The sequence below is a fragment of the Dactylosporangium cerinum genome (genome assembly GCF_042653625.1).
Classification (GTDB): domain Bacteria; phylum Actinomycetota; class Actinomycetes; order Mycobacteriales; family Micromonosporaceae; genus Dactylosporangium; species Dactylosporangium cerinum.
The window spans coordinates 51,255-70,007 of record NZ_JBHSIU010000105.1 but is presented as its reverse complement, the minus strand read 5'-3'; the positions used below and the strand labels follow the sequence as shown (position 1 = coordinate 70,007).

The 18,753-nt window shown below is 73.2% G+C and carries 18 protein-coding genes; 10 read left to right on the top strand and 8 right to left on the bottom strand.

What is annotated here, in order from left to right; genetic code table 11:
- The first annotated feature begins 12 nt into the window (after nt 1-12).
- From ACFPIJ_RS52860 to ACFPIJ_RS52845, 4 genes are all read left to right on the top strand, one after another.
- Complete coding sequence (locus ACFPIJ_RS52860) at nt 13-612, top strand: RNA polymerase sigma factor (protein ID WP_380127125.1); 600 nt, start codon at nt 13-15, stop codon at nt 610-612.
- A complete protein-coding gene (locus tag ACFPIJ_RS52855; RefSeq protein ID WP_380127124.1) occupies nt 612-1,334 on the top strand; it encodes a hypothetical protein in 723 nt (240 codons plus the stop codon). The genes ACFPIJ_RS52860 and ACFPIJ_RS52855 overlap by 1 nt, the downstream gene beginning before the upstream one ends.
- Nucleotides 1,335-1,397: 63 nt before the next feature.
- Entirely contained in the window at nt 1,398-2,054 is a 657-nt protein-coding gene (locus tag ACFPIJ_RS52850; RefSeq protein WP_380127123.1) for a hypothetical protein, read from the top strand.
- A gap of 28 nt (nt 2,055-2,082) precedes the next feature.
- Nucleotides 2,083-2,352, top strand: coding sequence for a hypothetical protein (locus ACFPIJ_RS52845; RefSeq protein WP_380127122.1), 270 nt, complete (start codon nt 2,083-2,085; stop codon nt 2,350-2,352).
- A gap of 3 nt (nt 2,353-2,355) precedes the next feature.
- On the opposite strand, the gene ACFPIJ_RS52840 is transcribed toward ACFPIJ_RS52845, so the two are convergent.
- Nucleotides 2,356-2,841: a type II toxin-antitoxin system PemK/MazF family toxin gene (locus ACFPIJ_RS52840; RefSeq protein WP_380127121.1), complete on the bottom strand. Its 486-nt coding sequence runs from the start codon at nt 2,839-2,841 to the stop codon at nt 2,356-2,358.
- A 62-nt stretch (nt 2,842-2,903) separates the two neighbouring features.
- Between ACFPIJ_RS52840 and sthA the strand changes: the two genes are divergently transcribed.
- From sthA to ACFPIJ_RS52825, 3 genes are all read left to right on the top strand, one after another.
- Nucleotides 2,904-4,307, top strand: coding sequence for a Si-specific NAD(P)(+) transhydrogenase (gene sthA / locus ACFPIJ_RS52835; protein ID WP_380127119.1), 1,404 nt, complete (start codon nt 2,904-2,906; stop codon nt 4,305-4,307).
- A gap of 166 nt (nt 4,308-4,473) precedes the next feature.
- Entirely contained in the window at nt 4,474-5,958 is a 1,485-nt protein-coding gene (locus ACFPIJ_RS52830; protein ID WP_380127118.1) for an NTF2-like N-terminal transpeptidase domain-containing protein, read from the top strand.
- A 123-nt stretch (nt 5,959-6,081) separates the two neighbouring features.
- A complete protein-coding gene (locus ACFPIJ_RS52825) occupies nt 6,082-7,167 on the top strand; it encodes an MFS transporter (RefSeq protein WP_380127374.1) in 1,086 nt (361 codons plus the stop codon).
- Nucleotides 7,168-7,185: 18 nt separating this feature from the next.
- Here ACFPIJ_RS52825 and ACFPIJ_RS52820 read toward each other — a convergent pair whose 3' ends face one another.
- On the bottom strand, nt 7,186-8,580 hold the full coding sequence (locus tag ACFPIJ_RS52820) for a glycoside hydrolase family 6 protein (RefSeq protein WP_380127117.1): 1,395 nt from the start codon (nt 8,578-8,580) through the stop codon (nt 7,186-7,188).
- A 425-nt stretch (nt 8,581-9,005) separates the two neighbouring features.
- Between ACFPIJ_RS52820 and ACFPIJ_RS52815 the strand changes: the two genes are divergently transcribed.
- Nucleotides 9,006-12,062, top strand: coding sequence for a putative bifunctional diguanylate cyclase/phosphodiesterase (locus tag ACFPIJ_RS52815; protein WP_380127116.1), 3,057 nt, complete (start codon nt 9,006-9,008; stop codon nt 12,060-12,062).
- Nucleotides 12,063-12,078: 16 nt separating this feature from the next.
- Nucleotides 12,079-13,329, top strand: a complete 1,251-nt coding sequence (locus ACFPIJ_RS52810; protein WP_380127114.1) for an aminotransferase class I/II-fold pyridoxal phosphate-dependent enzyme — start codon at nt 12,079-12,081, stop codon at nt 13,327-13,329.
- A gap of 3 nt (nt 13,330-13,332) precedes the next feature.
- On the opposite strand, the gene ACFPIJ_RS52805 is transcribed toward ACFPIJ_RS52810, so the two are convergent.
- From ACFPIJ_RS52805 to ACFPIJ_RS52785, 5 genes are all read right to left on the bottom strand, one after another.
- Nucleotides 13,333-14,175, bottom strand: a complete 843-nt coding sequence (locus ACFPIJ_RS52805) for a universal stress protein (RefSeq protein ID WP_380127113.1) — start codon at nt 14,173-14,175, stop codon at nt 13,333-13,335.
- Nucleotides 14,176-14,216: 41 nt separating this feature from the next.
- A complete protein-coding gene (locus ACFPIJ_RS52800) occupies nt 14,217-14,561 on the bottom strand; it encodes a GlsB/YeaQ/YmgE family stress response membrane protein (RefSeq protein WP_380127112.1) in 345 nt (114 codons plus the stop codon).
- Between the two features lie 81 nt (nt 14,562-14,642).
- Nucleotides 14,643-15,179 carry a YciI family protein gene (locus ACFPIJ_RS52795; protein ID WP_380127111.1) on the bottom strand — a complete coding sequence of 179 codons (537 nt, stop codon included), beginning with the start codon at nt 15,177-15,179 and terminating at the stop codon, nt 14,643-14,645.
- 58 nt (nt 15,180-15,237) lie between these two features.
- Nucleotides 15,238-15,537, bottom strand: a complete 300-nt coding sequence (locus ACFPIJ_RS52790; protein ID WP_380127110.1) for an ATP-binding protein — start codon at nt 15,535-15,537, stop codon at nt 15,238-15,240.
- 41 nt (nt 15,538-15,578) lie between these two features.
- Nucleotides 15,579-15,911: a nitrogen regulation protein NR(II) gene (locus tag ACFPIJ_RS52785; protein ID WP_380127109.1), complete on the bottom strand. Its 333-nt coding sequence runs from the start codon at nt 15,909-15,911 to the stop codon at nt 15,579-15,581.
- A gap of 114 nt (nt 15,912-16,025) precedes the next feature.
- Between ACFPIJ_RS52785 and ACFPIJ_RS52780 the strand changes: the two genes are divergently transcribed.
- Nucleotides 16,026-17,267, top strand: coding sequence for an ROK family transcriptional regulator (locus ACFPIJ_RS52780; protein ID WP_380127107.1), 1,242 nt, complete (start codon nt 16,026-16,028; stop codon nt 17,265-17,267).
- A 6-nt stretch (nt 17,268-17,273) separates the two neighbouring features.
- Here ACFPIJ_RS52780 and ACFPIJ_RS52775 read toward each other — a convergent pair whose 3' ends face one another.
- Nucleotides 17,274-18,713: a CoA transferase gene (locus tag ACFPIJ_RS52775; RefSeq protein ID WP_380127105.1), complete on the bottom strand. Its 1,440-nt coding sequence runs from the start codon at nt 18,711-18,713 to the stop codon at nt 17,274-17,276.
- Nucleotides 18,714-18,753: the final 40 nt, after the last annotated feature.

Sequence of the window (18,753 nt, the reverse complement as noted above, 5' to 3'; positions counted from 1 at the left end):
TCGGTGCCGCCGGTGCGTGACACCGACCTTGCCGGGCCGTTGCGGGCGGCGGCCGACGGTGACGAGACCGGGTTCGCCGTGCTGTGGCGGGCCCTGCAGCCGGCGATCCTACGGTACCTGCACGCGGTGTGCGGGGATGCGGCGGAGGATGTCGCGTCGGAGACCTGGCTCCAGGTCGTGCGGGACCTGCCCCGCTTCGCCGGTGACGCGACCGCGTTCCGGGTGTGGCTGTTCCGCATCGCCCGGCACCGGGCCATCGACGACGGCCGGCGGGTGTGGCGCCGCCGCGAGGAGAGCCGCGACCAGGTCGACGCGGGCCGTCCCGCGCCGGACGCCGCCGCCGAGGTCATCGAGCACGCGGGCACCGAGTGGGCGCTGCGGCTCATCGGCGAGCTGCCGCCGGACCAGGCCGAGGCGGTCCTGCTCCGCGTCGTCGCCGGGCTCGACGTCGCCGGCACCGCCGAGGTCCTCGGCAAGCGCCCCGGCGCGGTGCGCGTCGCCGCGATGCGGGGGCTGCGGCGGCTGGCCGCGCACCCGCAGGTCCACTCCCGCCGGATCGCTCTCGGCCCGACCGGTGCCGACCTGCCGCATCCCCATCTGGAAGGTGCCTGATGCGCGGCTGGTGGCGGCGCCGGACGCTGCTCAAGGCCGAGGCGCAGCGGCTGCTGGACGGCGGGTCCGGCGACTCGGCGGTGGCCGACCTGCTCCGCGCGGCGTCCGGCCCGGCCCGGCCGGACGAGCTGGCGGGGGAGCGGGCCGCGGTCGCCGCGTTCCGGCAGGAGTACGCCGCCCGCTCCGCCGCGGACGCCGCCGCCGTGGACGGCACGGGTCGGTCCCGAGGGGCCCGGCGCTCAGGCCGCCGGGTCGTGGTGCTCGCCGCCGCGCTCGCCCTCGGTGCGCTCGCGGGCACCGGCGTCGCCGCCGGGGCGGGCCGGTTGCCGGCGCCGCTGCAGCGGGCCGCGCACGACTGGATCGACCAGGTCCCGGAGCCCGGTCCGGACCCCGACCAGCAGCAGACCGTGCGCGCCGGGTCGCCCACCCCGCAGGTGTCGCAGCGGCCGTCGACCACCGCCGGACCGTCCCAGCCCGGCACGTCCGGCACGGCCGCCGCCGCCGACGTCAAGAAGCTCTGCAAGGAATGGGAAAAGGTCCGCGACGACCCGCACCGCAAGCCCATGGACCCGGCGGATCTGCGGGCGTTGACGGCCGCGGCCGGTGGGCCGGAGCACATCGAGCGGTTCTGCGGACTGACCCCGAGCAGTTCCGCGCCCGTGGCGCCCGGCCCGCCGGCGGCCAGCAAGTCGAAAAAGGCGAGCCGGCGCGGAAACGCGTGACGTGATCGCGTGCCCGGCGTTGAGCACCACGACGACGGATGACCGCGCGACGGGATGGACGCCATGGACGGGACCACCGAACAGCTCAGCATGACCGCCGCCGAACTGTCGTTCCTGCTCGCGAGCGGGGGGCAGCTGGGGGAGGCGCCCCGGCTGCTCGGGCTGACCGACGCCGACCGGGCGGACGCGGTGCTCAGCGCCGGCCTCGGGTCGCTGCTCCTGCGCCACCTCGCCGCGCCGGTCGAGGGGCAGAAGCTGGAGCTGGCCCCGGCGGTCGCCGCGGTCGCCGCCGGGCTGCACCGCCCGCGCGCGTTCGTCCAGGTCGGGCTGACCGCGGAGGACCACGCCGACGGGGCGCTGCTGTTCGAGGCGGAGATGACCCGGTTCCTGGTCGCGGCCCGGGCGTACCGCTGCTACGACATCACGCCGATCGGCGCCGACGTCGACGTGCGCGAGCCGCTCATCGCCATCGCCGACCGGTTCCTGCACCGGCACCGGCCGGCCGTCGCCACGTTCAACGCCTCGACCGCGCAGGCCGTCGCCCGCGGCGCCGCCCCGTCCCGGGCGACCCTCGCGTCGGCGACGGACGGCTCCTGGCGCTTCGTCGGCAGCGACGCCACCGACGCCACGGCCACCGTCGTGGAGACCTTCGACGAGGCCGCCGCGCTCATGCGTGACGAGCTGGCCAGGATGCTGCCGGTGTTCCAGCCGCAGCCCTGACGCCGACCTCGAGGACGAGGAGAACCTGGTGTACGGCCCCTGCCAGGAGTATCACTCGGGCGAGGTCGCCGGTGTCGTCGCCGACGGCGCCGATCTGGCGGCCGGCTGCCCCGCCGTGGCCGCCGGCTACCTGTCGCTGACCGAGGCCGAGCTGCGGGATCGTGGCGACCTGAAGGTGCGCTGGTTCGAGGACGGCTCGGAGCTGTGTCTGCTGTTCGAACCCGAGGACCCGGCCGGCCGGCACGACACCCTGCGCGGCACCGTCAAGGGCCTGGGCAGGGCGCCGCTGCCGCGGTGAGGGTCAGTCCCAGCCGTACGACGCGCGCAGCCGCTCGGCGACGAGGTCGAAGCGCTGCCGGTCCAGCACCGCACCCTCGCGCCGGATGCCGTGCTCCTCGACGGTCAGGACCCGGTCGAGGCGGACCCAGCTGGGCCGCTGGTCGCGGTCCCACGATCCGGGACCGAGTGCGAACCAGTTGCGCTGCCCGTCGCGCTCGCTCTGGCTGGACAGCATCAGCCCCACGAGCGACGTGCCCTTGCGCCCCACCACGAGGACCGGCCGGTCCTTGCCCTGGTTCGGGTCGTCCTCGTACTGCACCCACGTCCACACGACCTCGCCCGGGTCGGCGGCACCGTCCAGCTGCGGGGCGTACTGCAGCAGTTTGTCGCTGACGTGCTTCGGCGGCGGCCCGGGCTTGTGCAGGGTGGCCTTCGGGCGTTCCTGCTGGGGCGCCGGCGCCCGGCGGCTGCCCAGTCGGGTTGCCAGGCTCTGAAGAAGTCGTTTCACGCCGACGACCATAGTCCCGATCATCTGGACGGGCCCGTCGGCGGCACGGGAGACTGTGGTCCATGTACGACTTCGATGTCCTCGTGCTCGGTTCCGGCCCTGGTGGGCAGAAGGCAGCGATCGCGGCGGCGAAGCTCGACCGCCGGGTCGCCATCGTCGAGCGGCGCCACATGATCGGTGGTGTCTGCATCAACACGGGCACCATCCCGAGCAAGACCCTCCGCGAGGCGGTGCTCTACCTGACCGGTCTCAGCCAGCGGGAGATGTACGGCCAGAGCTACCGCGTCAAGGACGACATCACCGTCGGCGACCTGGGTGCGCGCACCCAGCACGTGATCGGCCGGGAGATCGAGGTCATCCGCAGCCAGCTGGCCCGCAACCGGGTGAAGCTGCTGCAGGGCACCGGCGTGTTCGTCGACCCACACACCCTGTCGATCACCGACGAGCACGGCCACTCCTCGACCGTGTCCGCCGAGAAGATCATTCTCGCCGCCGGCACCCGCCCGGCCCGCCCCGACAGCGTCGACTTCGACGACATCACGATCATCGACTCCGACGGCATCCTCAACATCGACAAGATCCCGGCGTCCATGGTCGTCGTCGGCGCCGGCGTCATCGGCATCGAGTACGCGTCGATGTTCGCCGCTCTCGGCACCAAGGTCACCGTCGTGGAGCGCCGCGACCGGATGCTCGACTTCTGCGATCTGGAGATCGTCGAGGCCCTCAAGTATCACCTGCGTGACCTGTCGGTCTCGTTCCGTTTCCGCGAGTCGGTCGCCGCGGTCGAGCGGCACGGCCGCACCGCCGTCGCCGTCCTGGCCAGCGGCAAGCGCATCGCCGCCGACGCCGTCATGTACTCCGCCGGCCGGCAGGGCGCCGCCGACCAGCTCGGCCTCGACAAGGCCGGCCTGGAGGCGGACAAGCGCGGCCGGATCACGGTCGACGAGCACTTCCAGACCGAGGTCCCGCACATCTACGCCGTCGGCGACATCATCGGCTTCCCGGCGCTGGCCTCGACCTCGATGGAGCAGGGCCGCCTCGCCGCCCACCACGCCTGCGACGAGCCGGTGCGGGGCATGCAACTGCTCCAGCCCATCGGCATCTACACCATCCCCGAGATCAGCTTCGTCGGCCGCACCGAGGACGACCTCACCGACAGCAACATCCCGTTCGAGGTCGGCATTTCGCGGTACCGCGAGCTCGCCCGCGGCCAGATCATCGGCGACTCGTACGGCATGCTGAAGATCATCGTGTCGCCGGAGGACAGGAGCATCCTCGGCGTCCACGTCTTCGGCACCGGCGCCACCGAACTCGTCCACATCGGACAAACCGTCATGGGCTGCGGCGGGACGGTGGACTACCTCGTTGACGCGGTCTTCAACTACCCGACCCTGGCCGAGTCGTACAAGGTGGCGGCCCTGGATGCGATGAACAAGATGCGGTCGGTGTCCCGCCTGACGGCCTGACGGGCGACTTCCCCATGATCCGGTAGACCTTGTGTACCCAGGGGTGCACAAGGTCTACCGGATCATGAGAAGCGGTGCACTGTGGCGCAGACCACAGACGGTGGAAACAACCTCAGCCCGACCCGATACGGTTCCAGACAGGAAGGACAACCGGGGGAAGGCACGGATGCGACACGTACGGCGAATACTGGCCGCCACACTCATCGTGGCCCTGGCCGGGTGCACGGACGACAAACCTGCCGAGGACCCGTTCGCCGCGTTCGTCAACGGCTGGCAGCGGGCCGACTTCACCGGCGTCGAGCTGCGCACCCCAGCGGGGCAGCCGCTGCCCGCCGACGCGGCCAAGCAGCTGCTCGCCGACACCGAGGGTGACCTGGGCGCGCGGCGGCCGGTGGTGACCCGGCACGGGAAGGCGGCGGTGCGCAAGAACGACGCCGACATGCGGGCGGGGGTCGACTGGACGTTGCCGGACGGGCGGCACTGGGCCTACGAGACGAAGCTCGAAGCGCGCCGGATCGACGGGAAGTGGGCGGTCTACCTCGGGCCGGCGGTCGTGCACCCGGACCTGCCGGACGGCAAGAAGATGACGCTGCGCTCGGCGGCCGCGACGCGCGGGGTGGTCCTCGCCGCCGACGGCACGCCGATCGTGTCGGACGTGCCGGTCGTGCACGTGGGGATCGAGCCCCGGCTGGTCCGTGACGTCGACGCGCTGGTGCAGCGGCTGGATCTGGTGTTCCGGTCGGTGCGGGTGTCGGTGGACGTGTCGGCGCTGCCGGGGCGGATCAAGGCGGCCAAGCCGGACGCGTTCGTCGAGGTCGTGACGCTGCGGAAGACGGACTACACCGAGATCGAGCGCGACCTCGCCGCCACGGACGGGGTCGCCACGAAGCCGGGGACGTTGTCGCTGCCGCTGACCCGCACGTTCGGGCGGGCGCTGCTCGGCACGTCCGGGCCGGCGACGAAGGAACTGATCGACGGCAGCGGCGGGGCGCTCAAGGCCGGCGACATCACCGGCCTCACCGGGCTTCAGCGGCGGTACGACGTAGCGCTGCGCGGCACGCCCAAGCTGGAGGTCGTCGCCGGGGACAAGGTGCTCTACGCCGCGCCGGCGGTCGACGGGGTGCGGGTGCGCACGACGATCGACGTGAAGACGCAGCAGGCCGCGGAGGCCGCGCTCGCCGGCACCGCGAAACGATCGGCGCTGGTCGCGGTCGGCGTCAAGGACGGCACCGTCCTCGCCGCCGCGAACGGGCCCGACGCCGCGGGCTACAACCTCGCGTTCCAGGCCGAGGTGGCGAGCCCGCCGATCGGGGTCGACGGCGGCGCCGCCGGGTTCGGGGTGGCGTGGAAGCTGGGCGCGGACATGTTCACCGGACGGGTCACCGAGGCCGGCGTGGTCGGTTCGCCGCTGGTGTACGCCGCAGCCGCCGCCGCCCTCGCGAGGGGGCACTGGCGCCAGCCGGTCCTCGTGACGGAACCGTCGCCGGGCCCCGCCGCCGCGGACGGTCCCGCGGTCACCGGCACGCTGACGGTGCCGGGGATGTCGGTGGTGGTGCGCGGCGACGTCGCGTACTGCGTCTACGTCGAAGGCGCCGGGCAGGACGTCACCGGGCCGATCGCGGACGCCTTCGGCAAGTCGCTGAGCCGCTGAGCGGACCGCACCGGAAATCGGGAGCCGCTGAGCGGACGGCTTGGTAGCGTGCCGCGCATGCCGTTCGGTTGACGCACTGCCGATCCCGCCGGCCGGTTCGCGCGGCGCGCGGTCGGGTGGGCCCTGCTGTCCGACGCGCTGCCGCTGTATCCGCTGTACGCGCTGCTGTTCACCGACACCGGGCTCGGCGACGGGCAGATCTCGCTGCTGTTCACGCTGTGGTCGGTGGTCGGGCTGCTCGCCGAGGTGCCCACCGGGGCGCTCGCCGACCGGTTCTCCCGGCGGGGTGCGCTCGTCGCCGCGGGGGTGTCGCAGGCGGTCGCGTTTGCGCTGTGGACCGCCGCGCCGGGCATCTGGGTGTTCGCCGCCGGGTTCGTCATCTGGGGGATCGGCGGGGCGCTGTCCAGCGGGGCGCTCGAGGCGCTGCTCTATGACGGGCTGGCCGCCGCCGGTGCCGAGGACCGCTACGCGCGGGTGTCCGGTCAGGTCGACGCGGCCGGGCTGATCGCACAGGTCCCCGCGGCCGGTGCGGCCGTCGTGCTGTTCCCGATCGGTGGTTATGCCCTGGTCGGCTGGGTCAGCGTCGGCATCTGCCTGTGCGCGGCACTCCTGGCGCTGCGACTGGACGCACCGGAGCAGACCACCCCGGACGAGCCGCAGGGATACCTCACGACCCTGGCCGACGGGATCGGGCAGGTGGCCCGCGTGCCGGTGGTGCGCACCGCGGTCCTCGCGCTCGCCGGCCTCGCCGGACTGGACGCGATCGACGAGTACTTTTCGATCCTCGCCGCCGGCTGGGGCGTGCCGGTCGGGGTGAACCCGTTGCTGGGCCTGGTCGTCACGCTCGGTGGAGCGGCGGGGGCCGGGCTCGTGGCGTACACCCGGACGCCGCGGCACAGCAGGCAGGCGGGGCTGCTCGCCGGCGCCGCCGTCGCCCTCGCCGCGGCCGGAGCGCTGCGGCTACCGGTGGGGATGGTGCTGGTCGCGGTCTTCTACGGGTTGTACCGCTACGTGCTGGTCCTGGTCGACGCCCGGCTGCAGCACGTGATCGAGGGCGCGTCCCGGGCCACGGTCACGTCGGTGGCGGCGCTGGCCACGGAACTGTCGGCGCTCGCGCTGTTCGGCGCGTGGGCCGCCGGGGGAGTGCTGCTCGTCGCCGCGCTCACCCTGCTGCTCGCCGTCGTGCCCCTGGTGGGAGGCCGCCGGTGACGGCCCCCCACCACGGGTTCAGGAGCAGGTGGTGCCGTTGAGCTTGAACGCGGCCGGGGCGGTGTTCTGGCCGGAGTAGCTCGCCTGGAAGCCGAAGCTGGCGGTGCCGCCGGCGGGCAGGGTGCCGTTCCAGCCGCCGTCGCGGACGGTGACCGCGGTGCCGCTCTGCGCGGCTGTCGCGTTCCAGGCGTTGCTGATGCGCTGGTCACCGGCGAAGGCGAAGGTGAGCGTCCAGCCGCTGACGGTCGCGGGACCGCGGTTGGTCACGGTCACGGTCGCGGTGAAGCCGTTGTTCCACTGGTTGTCCACCCGGTACGCCACCGAGCAGCCGGTGCCGGTCTGCGACGAGGACGACGGCGACGCTGACGGCGACTTCGACGGCGACGCTGACGGCGACTTCGACGGCGACGCTGAGGGAGACGCAGAGGCTGACGGGGACGTCGGCGGCGTCGAGGGTACGACACCGTTCAGCGCCAGCTGGTAGGCCAGATCCGGCACGAACTGCCCCGCGCCGGCCGCACAGCCGTCGGCCTCGCCCGGCGGCTTGACCCACACGAACGCGTCGACGCTCGCCTCGCCGGTGCTGGTCGTCGGGCCGACGCCCACCCCGCGGCCGGCCGGGTCGCACCACTGGCTGCCGTTGGGGCCGCGGCCGTTGCGGCTGGTGTCGACGACCTGGTGCAGGTTCGCGGCGCCGATCGCGCCGAGGATGCTGCGGCCGTACGCGACCTCGTCCGCGGTCGTGCGGAAGTTGGACACGTTGCTGTAGAAGCCGTCGGCGTTGCGGACACCGGCGGCGACGAGCCGTCCGGCCTGGTCGCCGGCGGAGTTCCAGGCCGAGTGCCCGGCGTCGAGGTAGACCTTCGCCTGCGGGTTCGCCTGTTTGATGGTGGTGACGGCGCTGGACAGCGCGGCGGCGCGGGCGCCCACGCCGGCACTGTCGAGGCAGGTCTGCAGCGCCAGGGAGTCCGGCTCGAGCAGCACGACCGCGGTGCGGGTGCCGAGGCCGGCGGCGAACGCGCGCACCCACGCGGCGTACTCGGTCAGCGTGGTGGTCCCGCCGGCGGAGGCGCCGCCGCAGTCGCGGTTGGGGATGGCGTAGGCGACCAGGACCGGGATCTGCCCGGCGGTGTTGGCGGCGCCGACGTAGCTCTGCACGGCGGACGTGGTGGTGGCGGTGTTCGGCTGGGTGAACCACTTCGCCTGCGGCTGCACGCCGATCCGGTCGCGGATGAGGGCGGCCCGCGAGTCGCCCGGGTTGGCGGCGAGCCAGCGCAGCACCTGCGAGTCGGGGTCGCGGTAGAACGTGCCGGTGATGGTGCCGGCGCTCGCCGACCCGCCACCGGCCAGCCAGAGACCGGCGGTGCCGGTGATCACGGCGGCGATTGCCGCTGGGAGCCAGCGTCTACTCATACGGGTCCTTCCAGGGTGCGGGAAGGCAGACCGTATGGTTCGTCATCGCGGCCGGTCCATGGTGCGGGCCCGGGCCGGGCGCCGACCAGCGTGGATGTGCCGGGATGGCGTGAAAGTTACGTTTTGCCGAATGAAGTGAATGAATTCGTGAACGATCGCGCAGCGTAGATGCCTGACAGCGGCCCGTACGGCGGCAGGTACAACGAACTCCACAAACCACTCGATTGCCGCAAAACACCTGGTCAGCGTCACATGGCAGGTCCCTGCAAGGTATTCCTCATTCGGCAGCAAACAATCTACGGTGAGGGCAGGCCGATGGCTCCCTTCGCCAAAAAGCCTAAATGGGACTGACCCCGTGCCGATGGGGCGTTTACGGGTGTCACTGGGTAGCGTCGGGACGCCACCGTGACGGTCGGGAGGGATGCGTGTCGCCGCGTAGGGTGCTGGCCGGCTACTGCGTGATCATGGCTGCCCTCGTGGCGGCCAACTTCGCGCTGCCCGCGCTGCACCTGATCCTGTGGTCCGCGATCGGGCTCACCAGCGTCGCGGCGATCGTCACCGGCGTGCGCCTCAACAAGCCGCGCAGCCGCGCGCCCTGGTTCCTGCTCGCGGGCGCCGTCGCCTCGTTCATCACCGGCGACCTCATCGCCGACGTCCTCACCCGGCTGCTGGACCGGCAGGGCTTCCCGTCCGTCGCCGACGGCTTCTACCTGGCTGTCTACGTGCTGATCGCGGCCGCGCTGGTCGGGCTGATCCGCATCGGCGTGGCCCGCCGCGACCCCAACGGGCTGTACGACGCGGTCACCGTCACCGCGGGACTCGGGCTGCTGTCGTACATCTTCCTCATCCGCCCCTACGTCGAGAATCCCGCGCTGTCGGTGCTGGAGAAGAGCTTCTCCATCGCCTACCCCCTCGCGGACATCGTCGTGCTCGCCGTCGGTGCCCGGCTCATCACCGCGGTGCGGCGCAGCCCCGCCCTGCTGCTGCTGGCCGCCGGCGGCATCGGGCTGCTCAGCGCCGACGTCGGATACGGGCTGAAGCAGCTCAACGGCGTGTGGGAGACCGGCGGCCCGGTCGACCTCGGCTGGGCCGCGTTCTACGTGCTGTGGGGCGTCGCGGCGCTGCACCCGTCGATGCGGGAGCTCACCGAACCCAAGGTGCACCGGGCGGGCGAGGAACACTTCGGCCGGCTGCTGCTGCTCGGCCTGGCCCTGTTCATCGCGCCGTGCGTGCTGTACTTCGAGATGCGCAGCGGCGAGGTCCACGACGCCAACGTCATCGCCGCGTCCTCGGCGTTGCTGTCCGGCATGGTCCTGCTCCGGCTCGGCCGGGCCGTCAACGAGCAGCGGCGCACCGTGCAGCGGGAGCGGCGGCTGCGCCGGGCCGGCGCGGCGCTGCTGATGGCGACGGACGAGCCCGGCGTGACGGCGACCGTGCGCACCGCGATCGCCGAGCTGCTGCCTCTCGGCCGGCCGCACCGGGTCGTGCTCGCCCCGGCCGGCAGTGCGCACGATGGGGGCACCGTGTCGATGCCCTACACCCGCACCCTGGAGCGGTCCCTCGCCGACGAGCTCGGCGACTTCGAGGTCACGCTGTGCTGCCCCCTGGCGCCGGTCGAGGGCCGCGAGTCCGGGCGGGCGCTGTTCATCGCCGCCGACGAGGTTGCGCTCGTCGGCGTGCAGGAGGCCGCGCAGATCCTCGCCACCCAGGCCGCTCTCGCCCTGGAGCGGATCGCGCTCGGCGAGGAGATCGGCCGGCGCAACAGCGAGGCGTACTTCCGCACCCTCGTGCTCAACACCGCCGACGTCATCCTCATCGTCGGCGACCACGACCAGATCCGCTACGCCAGCCCGTCCGCGCGGGCGCTGTTCGGCAGCGACCAGCTCGACGGCACCCCGCTGCCGATGGCGTTCGCGAAGGAGAGCCTCGTCGAGGTCGACCGCCGCCTGCACGACCTGCGCACCCGCGGCGTCGACCGGCCCGGCGACGACCTGCGCGTGGTCGGCGCCGACGGGCGGCCGGCCCTGGTCGAGGCGACGTTCCGGGACCTGCGCGGCGAGCCGACCGTCGGCGGGGTCGTCGTCACCCTCCGCGACGTCACCGAGCGCAGCCGGTTGCAGGCGGAGCTGTACCAGCGCGCCACCTTCGACGCGCTCACCGGCCTGCCGAACCGGGAGGTGTTCCTCGGGCGGGTGCAGGAGGCGGTCAGCTCCGGCGCGGAGAACGGCGCGACGGTCGGCGTGCTCATCATGGAGCTCGACGACTTCAAGGTCGTCAACGACACCCTCGGCCACAGCGCGGGCGACGCGCTGCTCGTCGCGGTCGGCAAGCGGCTCACCGAGGCGTTGCGCGCCGTCGACGGCTCCTACGGCGCGGCCGGCACCGTCGCCAGGCTCGGCGGCGACGAGTTCGCCGCCCTGGTCCGCCGGGCCGGCACCGCCGCCGACGTCGAACGCGTCGCGGAGAAGGTCCTCGCCAGCTTCGCGACCCCGTTCGAGCTGCCGCACGGCGACGTCACCGCGACCGCCAGCATCGGCGTCGCCACGACCGCCGAGGCGGCCGACGCCCAGGACCTGCTGCGCCACGCCGACCTCGCCGTCTACGTCGCCAAGGACGCCGGCAAGGACCGCTGGCGGCGCTACGAGTCGTCGCTGCACAGCGCCGTCGTGGAGCGCCACAAGCTGCGCGCCGACCTGGACCGGGCCATCGCCGACGGCGCGTTCCTGCTGCACTTCCAGCCGATCGTCGGCATCGGCGACGGCCGCACCCACGGCTTCGAGGCCCTCGTGCGGTGGAACCACCCGACCCGCGGCATGGTGTCCCCGGCCGAGTTCATCTCCGTCGCGGAGGAGAGCGGCCTGATCGTGCCGCTCGGCGCGTGGGTGCTGCGCAACGCGGTCGAGGCCGCGGCCCAGTGGCGCCTGCTGCACCCGGGCGAGGACGTGTACGTGTCGGTCAACGTCTCCGCCCGCCAGTTCCGCGGCCGTGAGCAGGGCTTCGCCCGGTGGGTCCTGGACGAGATCGACCGGATGGGGCTGCCGCCGGCGAGCCTGCTGGTGGAGATGACCGAGAGCCTGCTGCTGCACGACGACGGCGAGGTCACCGCCGAGCTCGCCGAGCTGCGCGCGGCCGGGGTGCGCATCGCCATCGACGACTTCGGCACCGGCTTCTCGTCGCTGTCCTACCTGCGGCGGCTGCCCGTCGACGTGCTGAAGCTCGACAAGAGCTTCATCGACACGATCGCCTCGTCCGCCGAGCAGCACGCCGTCGTCGATATGATCGTGCAGCTCGCGGCGATTCTGCAACTGCAAATTGTAGCTGAAGGTATCGAGACCGAGGCCGAGCGTGACCTTCTGGTGGCAATGGGCTGCCATCTCGGTCAGGGGTACTTGTTCTCGAGGCCGTTGAGCTACGGTGACGCGAGTCAATGGTTGTTGGAGGAAGCGTCGGGGCTTCAACGGGGAAGTCGGACGGCGGCCTGAGGCCTTCGGAGGACTTGTGCTCAACCATCTCGCTGCGGCGGTGGACGACGACCCCCGCTACAGCGGCATCGCTCACCTGCGTGCCAGCACCCGCTACTACGACGCCGTGATCGACGAGGTCGACGGCCGCCGGATCCGGGTCGGGGGGCACTGGCTCACCGACTGGGCCTCGTGCAACTACCTCGGCTTCGACCTGGAGCCGCAGATCATCGACGCGGTCGAGGGCGAGCTGCGCCGGTGGGGCACCCACCCCAGCTGGTCGCGGATGCTGGGCAATCCCGCGCTGTACCCGCAGATCGAGGAGCGGCTCGCCGGCCTGCTCGGCGCTCCCGACGCCCTCGTGCTGCCCACGATCACCCAGATCCACCTGTCGGTGATCCCGATCCTGGCCCAGCAGGGCACGCTCCTGGTCGACGCGCGGGCACACAAGACGATCTGGGACGGGTGCGTGCACGCCCGTGGTCTGGGTGCGACGTTGAAACGGTTCAAGACGCTTGACGAGCTTGCCTCGCTGCTCGCCACGGACCTGCCCGGCCCGGTCCTGGTCTGCATGGACGGCGTCAACAGCATGACCGGCAACATCCCGCGGATCGGCCGGTACCTGGACCTGTGCCGGGCCCACGGTGCCGTCCTGTATGTCGACGACGCCCACGGCTTCGGCGTCATCGGCTCGCGGTCGGACGAGGAGACCAGCCCCTACGGCACCGGCGGCGACAGCATCGTGCGCTACTTCGGTGAGTCCTACGACGACGTCGTGCTCGTCGGCGGGTTCTCCAAGGCGTATTCGTCGCTGCTGGCGTTCCTGGCGGTGCCGACCGTGCTGAAGAACCGGCTCAAGGCGGCCGCGGCGCCGTACCTGTACTCGGGGCCCTCGCCGACCGCGTCCCTCGCCACCGTGCTGGCCGGCTTCGACGTCAACGCCGAGCGCGGCGACAAGCTGCGCGCCGACCTGTACCGCATGTCGACCCGGGTGCTGCAGCACGTCCGCGGCCTCGGGATCTTCACCCCCAACATCGACGACACGCCGATCATCGAACTGCCGATCGCCCTGGACCGCGATCTGGTCGAGGTGTCGGAGCTGCTGTGGCAGCGCGGGCTGTTCGTGACCCTGGCGCCCTACCCGGGGGTGCCCCGCGACCAGGTCGGCTTCCGGGTGCAGGTCACGGCCGCCAACACCGACGCGCAGATCGACGAGCTCAACGCGGTCATCAGCGAGCTGGCCGCGGCCGAGGTGTTCCAGTCGGCCCGGGAGACCAGCGCGAGCTGAGCCTCACACGCTCCGGGTCACCAGCACCGGACTGGCGGCGTGGTGCACGATGAGCTGGGTGCGGGGGTTGGGTCTCGGCTGCTCGTACCAGCCGACCCGGTGCGCGCCGACGACCAGCAGCAGGGCGGTGCTCGCGGCGGCGGTGAGCGCTTCGAGGACCGGCTCGTCGGACCCGGAGAACCGGGCGTCGACGTCGCGGTGGCTGCGCAGCCACGGCGCCAGGTCCGCGTAGACGGCGCTGTGCGGCCGGGCATGCCCGGCGTGCACGGCGACCAGCGGCACGTGCCGGGACCGGGCCTCGTCGTAGGCGAAGTCCAGGGCCCGCCAGCCCGACGGCGACCCGTCGACGCCGACCACCACCGGCGCGGAGCCGGGCAGCGCCGTTATCGGGTCCGCGCCGGGGCCGGCCCGGTCCGCGGAGGGCGGCCCGGGCCACAGGTCGGCCGGGATGCGGTCCTCGGTCAGCCACCGCTCGCCCTGGTTGACGACCAGGACCGGGCAGTGCGCGAACGCGGCCAGGTGCGCACCGACGGAGGAGTTGAGCAGGCCGCCGTCGTGCGGCCGGCCGCCGATCGCCACCAGGCTCGCGGCCCGCGACTGCTCCTGCAGCACCCGGGCGGCCGGCCCGCCGACGGTGACCGTCTCCACCGCGATGCCCGGTTGCCAGCCCCGCGCGTCGGCGGCCGCGTCGAGCACGACCCCCTGCCCGTCGGCGGGGCCCTCCCAGCACAGCGCATGCACGATCCGCAGCGTCCGGTCGTGCCGGGCGGCCTCGTCGGCGGCCCACCGCACCGCGCCGAGACTCGCCATGGACTCGTCGACGCCGACCACCACTGGTCTGTCCATGCATCCAACGTCCCTCGCCGGACGGGCATCGACCAACCGGGTTAATCCTCTTTTTTCTTCCGGCGGGTGGTGCGCTTGCGCGGCTTCGGGTTACCGGAGGCGAGCCTGGTGTACGTCAGCATGTTGGCCAGCCCAATGCCGATCGTCGCGAACAGGACCTGGATCGCGAGCTCCCACCAGCTCCACTCGACCTTCCAGACCTTGGCCAGCGCCTTGTCGTCGACGTTGACCAGCTCGGCGACCAGCGTGCCGAGCAGTGCGGCACCCACACCGATCAGGAACGTGATGAACAGCCCGATCGACTGGCGGCCCGGCAGGACCAGCCGGCCGAGGACCCCCACGAGCAGGCCGATCGGGATCGCGCTCAAAAAGTCGTTGATGTGCATGGCACTCGCGCTCCCCTCGCGTTGGATCAATCGACCGGCACCGTACACGTCCCGAGCGACATCCGCAGTGGTGGGAGTGACCTACCTGCGCCCGCCCATCTGCCACGGGTGGATCTCCACCTCGTCGTACCGGCCCGGCAGGACGTCCCCGGCGGTGACGTGTGCCGCCTCGACCAGCACCGCGGTCCCCAGCCAGCCGCCGTCCTCGTGCGAGAACAGCTCACCGCGGGCCAGCATGCCGCGCGTCGGCGCCGCGGCCGGAGCGGGCCGGGTGCCCGGCGTCGCGTGGCCGATGAGCAGGAATCCCTCGCCCGCGCCGGAGGCGTGCTGCCACATGGTGCCGCCGAGGGTGTCCTCGTAGCGCAGCAGCAGCACGGGATCGTAGACGCCGCCCTGGAAGTTCGGCTCATCGAACGCGAACGTCCGGGCCGCGGCGAGGTCGGGCAGGTCGACGATGTGGATGCTGCCGGTCGCCTCGGTCCGGTCCTCGCTCAGCGTCGGGCCGCGGGCGGTGAGCTCCTTGACGTAGCCGTCCATGTACGCCCAGTGCTTCTCGAGGAGCTCCATGCGTAGCGGGCCGGTGCCCGGGCGGTCCACGCCGAAGACGAAGTGCAGCATGGTGCGGGAGTCTCCCATGCACCCCGGCAGTGCCTCACGCCGACCGGCAGCAACCCGGTCAGGACGGTAGGTGCGCGGCCAGGACCGTGCTGCCCTCCGGATCGGTGTCGGTGATCAACCGGCCGCCGTGCCGCGCGACGATGGCCCGGCACAGCATCAACGCCGTCGAGTCGTGCCGCACGCCCTCGCCGGTGACCGTGGAGGACGTGAAGAGCCGTTCGCCGCCGCGGCCGCCGATCGGCACCGTGACCCGCCAGCCGCTGTCGGTGGGCGCCACGTCGACGGTGAGCAGCGCCCCCGGCTCGGCGGCGGCCAGCCCGATGCCGATCATCGCGTCGACGAGCCGCCGCAGCAGCACCCGCTCACCCTCGATCGTCGCGTCGGACGCGCCGCCCGCGGTCAGGTGCTCTGCCGGCGGAGCCTGGCCCGGTCGGCGAGGCGGTGCGACACGTCCCGCAGGACGAGACAGCGGCCCTCGTGTGCGGTGCCGGGCAGCAGCTCGCTCCAGCTCCACTCGGCGACCAGGCCGGGGCGCGGCGACCAGCGGTCGGTGTCGCTGCCGGTCATCGCCGCGGCGACGGTGTCGCCGACCGTCTTGCCGGTCGTCGCGTCTTCCAGCAGGTCCCGCGTCGCCTGGTTGGCCGCGACCACGGTGCCGTCGGCGCTGGTGATGAGCAGTCCGGTGCCGAGCTGGTCGAGCGCCGCCGAGAACAGCTCCGGATCGACCGTCATCACCTGACCACGCTTTTCGTCGGTTTTGTCCTCTTGATGCGTTTAAGTGACGGCCACCCGACCGCGCGTAGCGATTGACACCCGCCGACGGCCGCCCATACGGTTCGAGCCACAATGACGCACCTCGGCGGATCGTCCAAGCTGCTCAGGGCCATGAACGACGCGGCCGCCCTGAGTCATGTCCTCGAACGCGGCCCACTCACGCGCGGCGACCTGCGTGAGCTGACCGGCCTGTCCAAACCCACGATCTCCGAGGCGCTGCGGCGGCTCACCGAGGCGAAACTCGTCACGGTCGTCGGGTATGTCAGCGCCGGCCCCGGCCCGAACGCCGAGGTGTACGCGGTCAACCCCGACGCGGCGTACTCCGTGGCGCTGTCCGTGCGGGACCGCACGGTGTCGGCGCCTGATGCCTCCGACCTGTCGGGCTCACTGCCGACGGTCAGCGCGGCGGTCACCGATCTCGCCGGGACCGTCCGCGGCCGGCTGGAGCTCGCCGTCGACTTCACCCGCACCGACCCGGTGTCCGCCGTCGTGGACGCCGTCCAGGACGTGTGCAAGGAGGCCAGGATCGCGCCCGACCCGGTCGCGCAGGTGCAGATCGCCGTCGCCGGGTCGTACGACCCCCGCACCGACGTCTTGCACCACGTCGAGGTCCCCGGCTGGGGCCGCCCCGGGCTCGTCGACGACCTGCGCAGCCGCCTCGGCGTCCCCGTCGGCGTCGACAACGACGTCAACCTCGCCGCCGTGGCCGAACGCGCACACGGCGCCGGCCGCGACGCGGAGAGCTTCGCCCTGCTCTGGCTCGGCGAGGCCGGCCTGGGTCTGGCCATCGACCTCGGCGGCACCCTGCTGCGCGGCGCCCGCGGCGGCGCCGGCGAGATCGGGTACATGCCGATGATGCTGCCCGGCGTCACCGGCGGCCGTGGGTTCACCGGCCGGGTCGACTTCCAGGACCTCGTCGGCGGTGGTGCCGTGCTGGACCTCGCCGCCGAGTACGGCCTGCAGGAGAGCACCGCCGCCGGCACCATGGCCGCCGCCGTGGCCCGGGCGTCGGAGCGCGACGACGCCGCCCGCAGCTTCGTCACCACCCTCGCCGGCCGGATCGCGATCGGCCTGTCCGCCGTGGTCGCGGTGCTCGACCCGCCGCTCGTGGTCATCGGCGGCGAGGTCGGCCAGGCCGGCGGCCCGGTCCTGAGCGCCGCGGTGGCCACCGCGCTGGCCGAGGCCGCGCCGCTGGAGACGGCGATCGCGACCAGCACCCTGGACGACGACGCCGCGCTGCTGGGCGCCCAGGAGGCCGGCCGTTCCTCCGTCCGCGACGGCATCCTCGCCGCGCTGCGCAGACCCGCCAGCTGAGCGAAGTCAGGTCCAGGTGGCCGGGGCGGTGCCGTACGCCGGTGGCAGGTGTGGCCAGGTCAGCGGCGTGCCGTCGAGCGTGCCGGGCGGGGTGACGCCGGTCCAGCCCGCGCCGAGCGGGGCGAGGAACGCGGCGACCGGCGTGTCCACCGGGGGCGACGGGTCGACGGGGGTCTCGAGGAGCCATCGGGCGGTCCGGGCCAGGGAGAGCTCGAGGTGGGCGGCGACGCCGGTGCGCTCGCGGGACGCGAGGGCGCTCAGGGCGCCGGCGGCGGCGAGGTAGCCGGTTGCGTGGTCGAGCAGCTGGCACGGCAGTGCGCCGGGGCGGCCGGTGTGGTCCCTGGTGAGCCAGCCGATGCCCGAGGCGACCTGGACCAGGCTGTCGAAACCGCGGCGGGCGCCCCACGGGCCGGCCGTGCCCCAGGCGGACAGCGTGACCACGATCGTGCCGGGGTGGCGGTCGGCGACCTGGTCCGGGTCCAGGCCGAGGCGGCGCATGGCGCCCGGGCGGTATCCGGTGACGAGCACGTCGGCGCCGGCCAGCAGGCGGTGCAGCGTCTCCAGACCCGCGGGGGTGCCCGCGTCGAGCGTGGTGCTGGCCTTGCCGACGACGCCGTCGACGGCGTGCAGCGGCAGCTCGGGGCGGCCCGGGGCATCGACGCGCAGGACGTCGGCGCCGAGGGCGGCGAGCATGCGGGTGCCGACCGGGCCGGCGATGACCCGGGTCAGGTCCAGCACCCGGATCCCGGCCGCGGGAAGGGACCGGCCCGTAGCGTGGCCTGCGGTGGGCCGGGGGTGGCCGGCCTCGCCGAGCGGCGTGCTGCGCACCAGCGGCCCGGACGGACCCCCGGCCGCCGCACCGTCGAGGGCCGCTGCTGACCACCCGTCCGGCCGCCCGTCGGATCTCTCGGCCTGGCGCCCGCCCAGCGGCTCGGCCTGGCGCCCGGTCGGTGGGCCGTCCGGCCACCCGGCCAGGTGCTCGGTCGGTGGGCCGTCCGGCCACTCGGCGAGCCACTCGGCTGGGTGGCGGGCGGCCACGGCGAGGCCGCCGGCGGCGTACACCAGGCGCTCGACGTCCAGGGCGGACCGGGCCGCGATCGCGCCGGCCACGCCGGCCTCGCCGGTGTCCAGGGCGGTCAGCAGCGCGGCGCGGTGCCACGGGTAGTTCGCATGGGTGCGGACCCAGCCGTCGGCGGCCGGCCAGAGCCGTGACAGCGGGGCGAACCCCTCGATGCCGCGCCCGTCCGGGCCGCGCAGCAGCACCTCACTGCGCACGGCGGCGGCGACGTGAGCGGTGTCGAGGGCGACCGCCGGGCGCCGGCCGGTGCGGGCGTGGGCGAGGTCGGCGGCGGCGTCCAGGCACATCGTCACCGCTGTGGTCGCGCACCCGGCGACGGCGAGGGGCGCTGCCAGCACACCAGGGACAGCGGGACCGGAGAGGTTCATCCTGGCAATTCTCGCTCGACACCCCGCGGCGCGGGAGCGC

Excerpts from the sequence above, each read along its gene's own strand:
- ACFPIJ_RS52780 (WP_380127107.1), top strand. The coding sequence starts at position 16,026 with ATGACGCACCTCGGCGGATCGTCCAAGCTGCTCAGGGCCATGAACGAC.
- ACFPIJ_RS52805 (WP_380127113.1), bottom strand. The coding sequence starts at position 14,175 with ATGGACAGACCAGTGGTGGTCGGCGTCGACGAGTCCATGGCGAGTCTC.
- ACFPIJ_RS52795 (WP_380127111.1), bottom strand. The coding sequence starts at position 15,179 with ATGCTGCACTTCGTCTTCGGCGTGGACCGCCCGGGCACCGGCCCGCTA.
- ACFPIJ_RS52775 (WP_380127105.1), bottom strand. The coding sequence starts at position 18,713 with ATGAACCTCTCCGGTCCCGCTGTCCCTGGTGTGCTGGCAGCGCCCCTC.
- ACFPIJ_RS52785 (WP_380127109.1), bottom strand. The coding sequence starts at position 15,911 with ATGACGGTCGATCCGGAGCTGTTCTCGGCGGCGCTCGACCAGCTCGGC.
- ACFPIJ_RS52830 (WP_380127118.1), top strand. The coding sequence starts at position 4,474 with ATGCGACACGTACGGCGAATACTGGCCGCCACACTCATCGTGGCCCTG.
- ACFPIJ_RS52820 (WP_380127117.1), bottom strand. The coding sequence starts at position 8,580 with ATGAGTAGACGCTGGCTCCCAGCGGCAATCGCCGCCGTGATCACCGGC.
- sthA (WP_380127119.1), top strand. The coding sequence starts at position 2,904 with ATGTACGACTTCGATGTCCTCGTGCTCGGTTCCGGCCCTGGTGGGCAG.
- ACFPIJ_RS52850 (WP_380127123.1), top strand. The coding sequence starts at position 1,398 with ATGGACGGGACCACCGAACAGCTCAGCATGACCGCCGCCGAACTGTCG.
- ACFPIJ_RS52800 (WP_380127112.1), bottom strand. The coding sequence starts at position 14,561 with ATGCACATCAACGACTTTTTGAGCGCGATCCCGATCGGCCTGCTCGTG.
- ACFPIJ_RS52855 (WP_380127124.1), top strand. The coding sequence starts at position 612 with ATGCGCGGCTGGTGGCGGCGCCGGACGCTGCTCAAGGCCGAGGCGCAG.